The sequence below is a fragment of the Mesorhizobium sp. M0664 genome (assembly GCF_040320565.1).
GTDB lineage: Bacteria > Pseudomonadota > Alphaproteobacteria > Rhizobiales > Rhizobiaceae > Mesorhizobium.
This window is the reverse complement of the sequence record NZ_JAMYPW010000022.1, coordinates 1-12,352: the sequence shown is the minus strand read 5'-3', so window position 1 is coordinate 12,352 and position 12,352 is coordinate 1. Positions and strand designations below refer to the sequence as shown.

The following is a 12,352-nucleotide window of genomic DNA, read 5'->3' as shown; positions in this document are numbered from 1 at the left end:
CGAAAAGAGCGGAAAAGAAAAAACCCGCCTCGGCGGGCGGGTCGTTGGAGCCAATTAGCACCATACCCAGATTAGTAGCATAACTGCCGGCACAAAGCAAGAACAAAATGTGGCATGGTCGACGAAAGTTGCCGATCTCCCGCTTTGCGAGGGGAGATACCAGGCACGGGCATCCTGGAAGCGGAGCCTGAACCCTAAAAGAATGCCTGCAACCCGGTCTGCGCCCGTCCGAGGATCAGCGCATGCACGTCATGCGTGCCCTCGTAGGTGTTGACGGTTTCCAGGTTCTGGGCGTGGCGCATGACGTGATAACCGATCTGGATGCCATTGCCGCCATGCATGTCGCGGGCCTGGCGGGCGATGTCGAGCGCCTTGCCGCAATTGTTGCGCTTGACGAGCGAGATCATCTCCGGCGCCATCTTGCCTTCATCCATCAGCCGCCCGACGCGCAGGCTGCCCTGCAGGCCGAGCGCGATCTCGGTCTGCATGTCGGCGAGCTTCTTCTGGAAAAGCTGCGTACCGGCCAGCGGCTTGCCGAACTGCTTGCGGTCGAGGCCATACTGGCGGGCGCGGTGCCAGCAATCCTCGGCCGCGCCCATGGCGCCCCAGGAAATTCCGTAGCGCGCCCGGTTGAGGCAGCCGAACGGTCCCTTGAGACCCGAGACATTGGGCAGCAACGCGTCCTCGCCGACCTCGACGCCTTCCATCACCACTTCGCCGGTAATCGAGGCTCGCAGCGACAGCTTGCCGCCGATCTTCGGCGCCGATAGCCCGTTCATGCCCTTTTCCAGGACAAAGCCGCGAATCTGGTTGTCATGCGCGCCCCCACTTTCGTCGGACAACTTTGCCCAGACGACGAACACGTCGGCGATCGGCGCGTTGGAAATCCACATCTTCGAGCCGGAGATCCTGTAGCCGCTCGCGGTCTTTTCGGCCCGCGTCTTCATGCCGCCCGGATCGGAGCCGGCATCCGGCTCGGTCAGGCCGAAGCAGCCGATCCATTCGCCCGACGCCAGCTTCGGCAGGTATTTTTTGCGCTGCTCTTCCGAGCCATAGGCATGGATCGGATACATCACCAGCGACGACTGCACGCTCATCATCGAGCGATAGCCCGAGTCGATCCGTTCCACTTCCCGCGCGACCAGCCCGTAGGTGACGTAGTTGGCGCCGAGCCCGCCATATTCCTCGGGGATGGTGATGCCGAGCAGTCCGGCCTCGCCCATCTCGCGAAAGATCCCGGCGTCGGTCTTCTCCTCGAGATAGGCTTCCTCGATCTTCGGAGCGAGCTTGTCGGCGGCAAACGCCGCGGCGCCATCGCGCACCATGCGCTCGTCCTCCGAAAGCTGGTCCTCGATCAGGAAAGGATCATCCCAGACGAATGCGTTCTTGTCGGCGGCCATGGCTCTCGGTCTCCCAAACTCATGCATGTCGCCCAAAGCTTGCCCGCGGGCCTGACCCGAGGGTGTTCCGCAGCTTGGGGATAACGACATGCATCGAAACAGAAATTTTGAAACGCGCGGCTTATCGGCTCCCGTCCTGAAAAAATCAAACGAAATAGCTTCGCCGATCCATGAGCATTGGTGATGGATCATCAATGTCGAGCGCCGCCGTCTGACCTGGCGGCGCAGCCCGGCTCGCGAAATTACTTCCGCTTCAACGCATCGGCCAAAGCGGCGCCGAACGCGCCCTGCTGCACCGGCCGCTCCGGCTGGCGTTGGGGCGCGGGCGCGCGCGGCACCGGCCTGCCGCCATTGTCGCGCGGCTTCGGTGCGCCACCGCCACCATCCTTGCGCATCGACAGGCCGATGCGCTTGCGCTTGATATCGACATCGACGACACGCACCTTGACCACGTCGCCGGCCTTGACCACCTCATGCGCGTCCTTGATGAACCGATCGGCCAGTTGCGAGACGTGCACCAATCCGTCCTGGTGCACGCCGATATCGACGAAGGCGCCGAAGGCCGCGACATTGGTGACGGTGCCTTCAAGCTGCATGCCGGGCTTCAGATCCTTGATGTCGTCGATGCCGTCGGCAAAGGTCGCGGTCTTGAAGCCGGGGCGCGGATCGCGGCCGGGCTTTTCCAGCTCCGCCAGGATGTCGCGCACCGTCGGCAGGCCGAAGCGCTCATCGACGAAGACGCGCGGATCGAGCGCCTTGAGTGCGGCGCTGTCGCCCATCAGCGAGCGGACGTCGCGCCCGCAGGCCGCGACGATCTTCTTGGCAACGCCATAGGCCTCCGGATGCACGGCCGAGGCATCGAGGGGTTCGCTGCCGTTTGGAATGCGCAGGAAGCCGGCGCATTGCTCGAACGCGCGGGGTCCAAGGCGGGAGACCTTCAACAGTTCGCGGCGGCTGGCGAACGGGCCGGAGGCATCGCGATGCGCAACGATCGCCTCGGCCAGCGATGCGCCGAGACCCGAAACGCGCGCCAGAAGCGGTGCGGACGCCGTGTTGAGATCGACGCCGACGGCGTTGACCGCATCCTCGACCACGGCTTCCAGCGAGCGGCCGAGGCGGTACTGATCGACGTCGTGCTGGTACTGGCCGACGCCGATCGACTTGGGCTCGATCTTGACCAGTTCGGCGAGCGGATCCTGCAGGCGCCGCGCGATTGACACCGCCCCGCGCAGCGACACGTCGAGGCCTGGAAATTCAGCTGCCGCCGCTGCCGAGGCGGAATAGACCGAGGCACCGGCTTCGCTGACGATCACCTTGAGCGGCTTCGGCCCGGACCCGGCAGGCATATCAGCCAGCATGTCGGCCACCAGCCTTTCGGTCTCGCGGCTGCCGGTACCATTGCCGATCGAGATCAGCTCGACCTCGTGCAGCCGGATGAGCTTGGCCAGTTCGGCCTGCGTGCCGCGCACGTCGTTCTTCGGCGGGAACGGATAGACCGTTGTCGTCGCCAGCAGCTTGCCGGTGCCGTCCACCACCGCCACCTTGACGCCGGTGCGAATGCCCGGATCGAGCCCCATCGTCGGCCGCGAGCCGGCGGGCGCGGCAAGCAGCAAATCCTTGAGATTGCGGGCGAAGACATGGATGGCTTCTTCTTCGGCCCGCTCGCGCAGATCGCGCATCAGATCGAGCGTCAGGTGCAGCGACAGCTTTATGCGCCAGGTCCAGCCCGCGACCTCCATCAGCCAGCGGTCTCCCGGCAACTGGCGGCCGATGGCGTAGGCGTCGGCGATCATCCGCTCAACCGGTTTCACCGGAGAGGCGTCATCGGCATCGACTTCGATGTCGAGCGACAGAACCTCCTCGTTGCGGCCGCGCAACATGGCCAGCGCGCGATGACTCGGCACGTTGGCCCAGCGCTCGACATGGTCGAAATAGTCGGAAAATTTCGCGCCGGCCTCCTGCTTGCCGTCGACGACGCGCGAGCGCAGGAAGGCGCGTTCCTTCATGTAGGTCCGCAATCTGCCGACCAGGTCGGCATTCTCGGCGAACTGTTCGGACAGGATGTCGCGCGCACCCTCGAGCGCCGCCTTGGCGTCGGCCACGTCCTCGCTGATGTAGGCCAGCGCCAGCTCGGCGGGTACAGCCGTACGGTCGGCGAGAATAGCTTCCGCCAGAGGCCCGAGCCCGCGCTCGCGTGCGATCTCGGACTTGGTCCGGCGCTTCGGCTTGTAAGGCAGGTAGATGTCTTCGAGTTCGGCCTTGGTAGCGGCTGCAGCGATCTTTGCTTCGAGCTCCTCGGTCAGCTTGCCCTGCTCGCGGATCGAACCAAGGATGGTGTCGCGGCGCGCGTCGAGTTCGCGCAGATAGGCGAGCCGCTCGGCGAGGTCGCGCAGCTGCGTGTCGTCGAGGCCGCCGGTGACCTCCTTGCGGTAGCGCGCCACGAACGGCACGGTCGCACCGTCATCGAGCAAGCCGATCGCCGCCGCGGCCTGCTCGGGCCGGGCGGCGATCTCGGCGGCTATGATGGTTGCGATGCGCTTGATGTCGGCTGCCATGTCGTACCTGTCGCTAGTCGAAACGAGCAGCGACCATAGGCGCAGAGCACTGCCGCGCCAACTGCGCCATTTTCAACCCGGCGAGAGGTCCACAGGAAAGGTCGGGGCGTCTGGATGGATCAGACCATCCGGCTCAGCGCCTCGAAGAAAGAAATCATATCCAGATCGAGCGGATCGTCGACCGGTACCGGCTGCGACGACATCTTTGCGATTACCATTTCGGCCTTCGGATTGACGTAAAGCCACTGGCCGTGGATGCCGATGCCGCAGAAGGCGCCGCTTGCCGCGCCCGTCTGGTACCATTTGTTGCGATAGCGGCCACGCTGAAACAGGAACGCCATCGTGCCGCGCCGCCAGGCCCCGGCGTCACCGCCAGTTTCGGTCGTGTCACGCATCCAGGCTTCCGGGACGACGCGGCGGCCATTGGCCACGCCGCCTTGCCACATCATCTCGCCGACGCGTGCAAGGTCGCGCGGCGTCACCGAAATGCCGCCGGCAGTGCGCGCCGTGCCTTCCGTGTCGACTGTCACCGAGGCGTCGCTGACGGCGCCGAGAGGCTCCCATAATTTTTCGCGCATCAGATCGGCGAAGCGCCGGCCCGACGCACGTTCGAGCAGGATGCCGAGCAGGTCGGAATTGGGCGAGCGGTAGCGGAACGTCCGGCCATGCGGCTCGGCCAGGCCCTGCAGCGTCATGAGGAAAGTGGCCAGGCTCTCGATGCCCCCGCCCGGATTCCACAGCATGGCGCGGCGGTAGCGGGCGAAGGCGCTTTCCGGATCGAGATAGGCCTCTTCGAAATCGAGGCTGACACTCATGTCGAGCACGTGCCGCACACGCGCATCGCCATAGGCCGAGCCGGCGGCTTCGGGCAGATAGCGGCTTACCGGTGCCTGCGGATCGAAAATCCCCTCGCCTTCCAATATGCCGGCAACAATGGCGGTCAGCGACTTGCTGATCGAAAAGACGATGTGGCGCGCCCCAAACTCCATATGCGGCGCGAACCAGTCGCCGACGAATTTGCCGCGTTTCATGATCGTCAGCGCGTCGGTATCGGAGCGCCTGAGAAAAGCCGCGACCGTCTCCGCGCCGCCTGCAAGAGCGACCTTTTCGCCAAGTAGCCCGCCGAAATCCTGCGCCGGCGCCTCGCTGCTGCCCGGCCTTGCCGCCACGGCAGCGCTCGGCACCAGCTCGCCGACATTCTGGAACGACCACCGGCTGAACGGGCTTTCCCGCCAGTTGCCGAGCAGAACCTCATTGCGGGCAAAGCCATACCTGGTCTCGAACGCGGTCTTGCCAGCCATAGGCGCTTCCTTCCGGGTCTTTGGCGTTCTAGGCGAGCGCCGCGGCAATGGCGTGCACGGCTTTCAGAGTGGCCACCGAATAGGCGACGTTGGTAAAATCCGGATAGCTCGAAAGCTTCACCACGACCATTTTCATATTCCAGTCGATGTGGATCAGCTGCCCGAACACGCCCCGGCACATCAGCGCGCGCGAGCGCGGGTCCTCGATCCAGAACTGGTTGCGGTAGCTGCCTTCCGGCAGGCTGGGACTGAAATCCGGTCCATGCCTGCCATTGCGCGTCGCCTCGATCCAGTCGGCCGGCACGATGCCGCCCCCATTGTCGAGGATCAGCTGGCCGAAGCGGCCATAGTCGCGCAGCGTGGCGTTGAAGCCCCCGTCGGCGACCGCATAACCGGCGCTGTCGACGGTAAAGCAGGCACTTTCATCGGCGCCGAGTTTTTGCCAGAGTTCGTCCGAAACCAGCTGCGCCAGCCGTTTGCCGCTCACCCGTTCCATGATGAAGGCAAGCACGTCGGTCTCGATCGAGCGGTATTCGAAGGCAGCGCCGTGCGGCCGGCTCTTTTCCTTGACCCCCAGGATCAGTTCGAACATATGCGATGGCCAGCGGAAGGCCGGATCGCTGCCCGGCGGCACCGGCTTCCAGCTGGTGGCGACATCGACCTGGCCGATATCGGAATAGGGGTCGGTGTATTCCTCGGAAAAGCGCACCCCGCTCGTCATGTCGAGCACATGCTGCACGCTGGCGCCTGCCCAGCCGGTCGCTTCCAGCTCCGGCAGATAGGCCGTCACCGGCAAGGCCGGATCGATCAGCCCGCGCCCGACCAGTATGCCGAACACCGAGGCCGTGACAGACTTCGCCATCGACTGTGATAGATGCAGCGTCCGTTCGGCCATGCCGTTGAAATAGCGCTCATAGGCGACCTTGCCGTCCTTGAGCACGAGAAACCCGTCCGTATAGGTCTCATCGAGCAGTCCGGCGAGCGTCGTCGGCTGCCCCATGCTGTCATTCACCGACAGCGCGTCGAGATCGACCTCGGCGCGCTCGAAGCGATGCCGATGGCCATTGCCGCGCCAGACTTCGACGGTCGGCAGAAATTCGCGGATGTGCTGGAACGCCCAACGATTCCATGGCGGCCGGTCCCAGTCGAGCTTCGGCGGCACCATCCGCGGCGGCGAACCCTGCATGATCGGCGGCGCCGGTTCGCTGTTGCGATAAGATTTCATCCAATCCCCTTGTCGCAAAGAAGGGAGGCCGAAGCCTCCCTTCGATCGATCCCACGTCGAGCCTATTTGCGCAGATTGGTCCAGATCTTGTTGTAGATCTCGACCACTTCCGGTGGGCAAGGTGGCACGAATTCCGCAGTCGGCGCACCAGCCGGTGGATTGATTTCCGGCGCGCTGGCGAAATCCGGCGACAGGAACTTGTGACTGCCGGTAATGCCGTTGTCGTAGCCGGCGAATTCCGAAATCAGCGCCGCGTTTTCCGGAGCCATGACGAAGTCCTGGAACAGCTTCGCATTTTCAAGGTTCTTCGCGCCCTTCAACACGGCCACATTGTCCATCCAGCCTTCGATGCCTTCCTTGGGATAGGCGTATTTGATCGCCGGAATTTTCTGGCGCGCACGATAGGTTGCGCCGTTCCACGCCTCCGTGACGATCACATCGCCCGAGGTGATCTTGGTGATGGTGTCGTAGCTGAAGGTCTTCCATGACGGCTTGGCGGCCATGAGAATGTCGTTGACCTTCTTCAGATTGGCCTTGTCGGCGCCGCAACGCGGCACGCCGGCATAGCGCTCGGCCGCGTGCATCACGGTGTTGACATCGTCGAGCATGTTGATCTGGCCTTTCAACTCGTCCGGCGGGTCGAACAGGATTGCCAGCGTGTCGATGTCGCCCTTGTATTTGTCGGTGTTGACTTCGAACGCGGTGGTGCCGAACTGCCACGGCACGGTGTAGTGACGGCCACTATCCCAGTAGATGTCGACGAAGCGCGGGTCGAGGTTCTTGCCGTTCGGCATCGCATTGGGCTCGGTCTTTTCGAGCAGGCCCTCATCGATCATGATCTTCACGGTGTAGTCGGACGGGACGACGATGTCGTAGCCGGAATTGCCGGCGCGCACCTTCGACAGCATGGTCTCGTTGGAATCGTAGTCGTCCAGCGTCACCTTGACGTTGTATTGTTTTTCGAATTTCTCGATCAGCTTGGGGTTGGTGTAATCACCCCAATTGTAGATGTGCAGCTCACCATCGGCGAGTGCAGGTACTGCCCATAAAAGTGCTGCCGTCGAAACGGCAGCCATCAGTTTCCTAGACATCACAGTCTCCTTTGCCTTCCCATTGACTCACTTGGCGCGGCGGCGCGCGATCAGGAACGATATCGAGACGAACAGGATCGACACCAGCAGCAGGATGGTGGAGATGGCATTGATCTCCGGCGTCATCGGCCGCCTGATCTGGTTCCAGATGTAGAGGGGCAGCGTCGTCTGCCCGGGGCCGGCGACCAGCTGCGTGATGGTGAAATCGTCGAAGGAGACGATGAAGGCGAGCGCCCCACCCGACAGGATGCCGGGAACCAGCAATGGCAGCGTTATGCGCCGGAAAGCATGCCAGGGCGTGGCATAGAGATCGGCCGCGGCAGCTTCGAGCGTCAGATCCATGTCCTCGAGACGCGCCCGGATCGGCATATAGGCGAAAGGAATGCAAAAGACGGTGTGGGCGAGGATCAGATTGCCGATGCCGAAATTGAGCCCGAGAGTGCCCGCGATCAGCGCAAAGAACGAGAGCGTTGCCACCGCCGTAATGATTTCCGGCACCATCAGCGGCAGGTTGATGACCATGAAGGCGGCCGACAGCCCGCGCCACGGCTTCACCCGGGTCATGCCGATCGCCGCCAGCGTCGCCGCGATCGTCGAGATGATGGTGGCGCTCACCGAGATGATCAGCGTGTTCTTGGCGGCGTTGTGGAATTCCTCGTTGAGCAGCGCACTGCCATACCAACTAAAGCCGATGCCTTCCCAACGAGTGACCAGCGACCCGGTGTTCAGCGAAAAGATCATCAGGATCAGGATCGGCGCGTAGAGCACGCAAAGGCAGATGATGGCGATCGAGCGGAAGCCCGGTTGGTCCTTGATATCGGCGCTGCGGGGGTCAGCCATGCCTCATCTTCCCCGACGTGTTGCGGACATAGAAGTAGAGCGCGACCAGCACCGCTGCCATCAGGATCAGCGCCTGCGCGCAGCCGAGCGGCCAGTTGCGCCCGGAGCCGAATTGCTGGGCGATGAGATCGCCGATCATCAGGTGGATACCGCCGCCGAGGATCAGCGGCGTCACATAGGCGCCGAGGGCCGGAATGAACACAAGCAGGCAGCCGGCGATGATGCCGGGCAGCGACAGCGGGATGATCACCCGCCATAGCACCTGCCGACGGGTCGCATAGAGATCGTAGGCGGCCTCGACCAGCCGGAAATCCAGCTTCTCCAGGCTGGAATAGAGCGGCAGCACCATGAACGGCAGGAACGAGTACAACAGGCCGAGCTGGATGGCGAAGTTGGTGTAGAGCATGGTGATAGGTTTCTCGATCACCCCCAGAGCCATCAGTGCGTTGTTGATGAGGCCCTCGTCGCGGATGATGAACATGATGGCGAGCGTGCGCACCAGCAGGTTCGACCAGAACGGGATGGTGATCAGCAGCACCCACCAGTTGCGCTGCGCCGGCGGTCGCGTGGCCATGAAATAGGCTGTCGGAAAGCCGAGCAGCAGGCAGATGACCGTCGTCACCACGGCGAAGACGAACGAGCGCAGATAGATAATCAGAAAATCCGGCGTAAACTGCAGCGTGTCGTCGAAAATATCGCGCTGGAACAGGAAGTTCAGATAGGCGTCTGTCGAGAACTTCCACTGCACGCCGCCGTAAGGTGCTGCGGCAAGAAATGAATAGATGAGGATGATGAGAAGCGGCAGCACGCCGAAAATGCCGATGATTATCAAAGCTGGTAACGAAAGCAGGCGGTGGCGCCTGGCGCTGGCCTTCTCCGCCTCTGCTTCGAACAATGCAGCTTGGGAAAACGTGACTGCCATCAATCCCTCAGCACTTGCGCGGCGTCGTTGCCGATCGAGACGCCGACCTTGTCGCCCCGCTCGAAACCGCAGCCTGCGCTGCGCGTGTTCTGCTGGCGCACGGTGAAGGCTTCGCCGCTGTCCAGTTGGACATGAATATGCGTGTCGGTGCCGAAATAGACGATGTTTTCGACGGTTCCGGAAAGATCGCCCTTGCCGCCGGTCAGCTTGGCGTGTTCCGGCCTGACCACCAGCGTCGCATTCTCCTTCGGCTGGAAGCCCTCAGCCACCGTCGCGTCGATCGTCGCGCCGGATTTTAGTGTCGCGCGCGCCTTGCCGTTGCCGATGCCGGTGATGGCCGCGGTCAGGAAATTGGTTTCGCCGATGAAGTCGGCGACGAAGCGCTCGGCCGGCTTGTCATAGATGTCCCAGGGCGTGCCGACCTGCAGGATCTTGCCGGCCGACATCACGGCGATGCGGTCGGACATGGTCAGCGCTTCTTCCTGGTCATGGGTGACGAAGATGAAGGTGATGCCGGTCTGGTGCTGCAGCCGTTTCAGTTCGATCTGCATTTCCTTGCGCAGCTTGTAGTCGAGTGCCGACAGCGGCTCGTCGAGCAACAGCACTTTCGGCTGCGGCGCCAGCGCGCGGGCCAGTGCGACGCGCTGCTGCTGGCCGCCGGAGATCTGGCTGGTGCGGCGGGCACTCAGCGCCTCCATCTTGACCAACTTCAGCATCTCGGCGACGCGCGCCTTGATTTCGGTCTTCGGCTTGCCCAGCATCTCCAGCCCGAAGCCGATATTCTCGGCCACTGTCATGTGCGGGAACAGCGCATAGGACTGGAAGACGGTGTTGACCGGCCGCTTGAACGGCGGCAGCGGCGCGATGTCGTGGCCGTGCAGCAGGATTTCGCCTTCGCTGGGAAAATCGAAGCCGGCGATCAGCCTGAGCAGCGTCGTCTTTCCGCAGCCCGACGGCCCCAGCAGCGTGAAGAACTCGTTCTCGCGGATCGACACCGAAACCGTGTCGAGAGCGGCGACTTGTGCGTCCCCGGTACCGAACACCTTGCGGACGCTGCGGACCTCGATTGCACTCTTACCCGGTTGATCCGGCACGCATTACCCCATTTTCATGTCCGCTCTTGATGGCGGATCCAGTTCCCATTCGATTGTCAGCATATGCCGGTCGGCTTGGCAACCATGCATCTGGATCTCGGTTCAGAACGCAAGCCCCATGCCATAGTCAGCGCCATCATCAACCCCGGTAAGTGATCTTGCCGCCGCAGATGGTGCTGACCGAACGCACCTTGTGCAAGGAAGCCGGTTCAGTTGCCTCGATATCGGCCGACAGCACCACCAGATCGGCCAGATAGCCTGGTTTCAGCCGGCCCTTACGGTGTTCCATGAATTCGGCATAGGCCCCTTCGACCGTATAGCCCGCAAGCGCTTCCAGCAGCGAGAAGCTCTGGTCGGGATCGCCCTCTGCCCAAGGTTTGCGCAGCACCGCCGCCTGAATGCCCAGGATCGGGTCGACCCGCGACACCGGCCAGTCGGAAGCGAAAACGACATGCGCGCCCGCCTGCTTCAGCGTCCGCCAGGCATAGCTGAGCGGCCATCTTTCGCGGCCAATGCGCGAGAGCGTCGGCTCCAGCGGGAAGTCCATGGCGCCGGGCGGGTGCGGCGGCTGCATCGAGGCGACGACGCCGAGTTCGGCAAAGCGCGGCACGTCGGCGGCAGTGGTGACCTCGATGTGCTCGACCCGGTGCCGGCTGTCGCGCCTGCCGTTCTTCCGCCGCGCCGCCTCGTAACCGTCGAGGACCGCGCGCACAGCGCCGTCGCCTATCGAATGCACGGCGATCTGCAGGCCGCGCCGGTCGGCCTCCACTGCCACCTCGGCGAAATGCTCTGGCGTGAACAGCGGCTCACCGCGCCAGCCCGGCCGGTCGGCATAGTCGTCGACCATGACCGCGGTCCAGCCTTCCAGCACGCCGTCGTAAAACATCTTGACCATGCCGGACGACAGCCATTCCGATCGATAGGAGTTGGCCATGCTCGATGCCTTTTCCAGCTTGTCGAGCGTCATGAAGTTCTTGAAATGAAAAGGTATCTTGGTGCGGCAGAGCAGCCGCCCTTCCTGCTCCAAACCGGCAAGCAGTTCGAGCTGGTAGAGATTGCCGTCCATGTTCTGGATCGAGGTGATGCCGTGGCGGGCGCACCATTCCAGACCGCGATGCATCAGGTCGCGATCGGCCGCGACTTCGGCTGCGGAGGGGTACGGTTCGGGCTCGCCGCCTGTCGCAAGGCCGAGCCGCACGCGGTTCTGCCCGGAAAGCTCGAGGATCGGCCCAAACGCCTCGCCCTCACGCAATTCGCCGGCCGCGAGGCCGTCGGCGCCCATGACGATCTCGTTGCCGGGGCCGAGTTGCTTGCCGTGCAGGATGCCGGCCAGCTTCAGCGCCTTGGTGTTGGCCCACATCGTGTGGTGATCGGAAGCCGACATGGCGAACGGCCGGTCGGCGATGATGCGGTCGAGATGATGGCGGGTGACCGGCTCTTCCTTGGAAAGGATGGTATAGTCGACGCCGGCCCCAAGCAGCAATTTGGCGTTCGGCCGTGCCGCAGCGTAGGCGCGGATCGCGTCGCTCAGCGCATCGAAGCCATGCACGCCCTGAAGGTGCAGATTGTCCAGTTCGGCGGCGCCGCCGAAAAGGTGCATATGTGCTTCGATGAAGCCCGGCACCACCGAACCGCCTTGCGCATCGATGATCTTCGTGGCCGGCCCTTTCAGCGCCTCGATCGTCCGGCGATCGCCAACCGCCAGGATGTTGCCGTCCTTTATCGCCACCGCTTCGGCTGTCGGATTGCCTTCGTCCATGGTCAGCACACGGGCATTGGTGACGATCAGGTCGGCATTTGAACTCATGATTACCCGCAGGTCGGTTGCGCTGCCGGCAGGCTAGAGCACGTCCTGTGATCGATGAATCGATTGTGATGTGACGGGTGCGTTTTGTGCTGATTCAACATCCACCTCGATGGAGGT

9 protein-coding genes are annotated in these 12,352 nt (G+C 63.2%); all 9 read right to left on the bottom strand.

The window, feature by feature from the left end:
* Positions 1–194: 194 nt before the first annotated feature.
* A complete protein-coding gene (locus NKI39_RS19785) occupies positions 195–1,400 on the bottom strand; it encodes an acyl-CoA dehydrogenase (RefSeq protein WP_352577767.1) in 1,206 nt (401 codons plus the stop codon).
* Between the two features lie 242 nt (positions 1,401–1,642).
* On the bottom strand, positions 1,643–3,955 hold the full coding sequence (locus NKI39_RS19780) for a Tex family protein (protein WP_352833789.1): 2,313 nt from the start codon (positions 3,953–3,955) through the stop codon (positions 1,643–1,645).
* 119 nt (positions 3,956–4,074) lie between these two features.
* Positions 4,075–5,256, bottom strand: coding sequence for a serine hydrolase domain-containing protein (locus NKI39_RS19775; protein WP_352833786.1), 1,182 nt, complete (start codon positions 5,254–5,256; stop codon positions 4,075–4,077).
* Positions 5,257–5,284: 28 nt separating this feature from the next.
* Positions 5,285–6,481: a serine hydrolase domain-containing protein gene (locus NKI39_RS19770; protein ID WP_352833783.1), complete on the bottom strand. Its 1,197-nt coding sequence runs from the start codon at positions 6,479–6,481 to the stop codon at positions 5,285–5,287.
* A 62-nt stretch (positions 6,482–6,543) separates the two neighbouring features.
* A complete protein-coding gene (locus NKI39_RS19765; RefSeq protein WP_352524551.1) occupies positions 6,544–7,572 on the bottom strand; it encodes an extracellular solute-binding protein in 1,029 nt (342 codons plus the stop codon).
* A gap of 27 nt (positions 7,573–7,599) precedes the next feature.
* On the bottom strand, positions 7,600–8,412 hold the full coding sequence (locus NKI39_RS19760; protein WP_352833781.1) for an ABC transporter permease: 813 nt from the start codon (positions 8,410–8,412) through the stop codon (positions 7,600–7,602).
* Entirely contained in the window at positions 8,405–9,334 is a 930-nt protein-coding gene (locus NKI39_RS19755) for an ABC transporter permease (RefSeq protein ID WP_352524553.1), read from the bottom strand. Before NKI39_RS19755 ends, NKI39_RS19760 begins: the two co-directional genes overlap by 8 nt.
* Positions 9,334–10,428 (bottom strand): ABC transporter ATP-binding protein, encoded by a 1,095-nt coding sequence (locus tag NKI39_RS19750; protein ID WP_352767160.1) that lies wholly within the window; start codon positions 10,426–10,428, stop codon positions 9,334–9,336. Before NKI39_RS19750 ends, NKI39_RS19755 begins: the two co-directional genes overlap by 1 nt.
* A gap of 139 nt (positions 10,429–10,567) precedes the next feature.
* On the bottom strand, positions 10,568–12,235 hold the full coding sequence (locus NKI39_RS19745) for an amidohydrolase (RefSeq protein ID WP_352814309.1): 1,668 nt from the start codon (positions 12,233–12,235) through the stop codon (positions 10,568–10,570).
* Between the last annotated feature and the right edge of the window lie 117 nt (positions 12,236–12,352).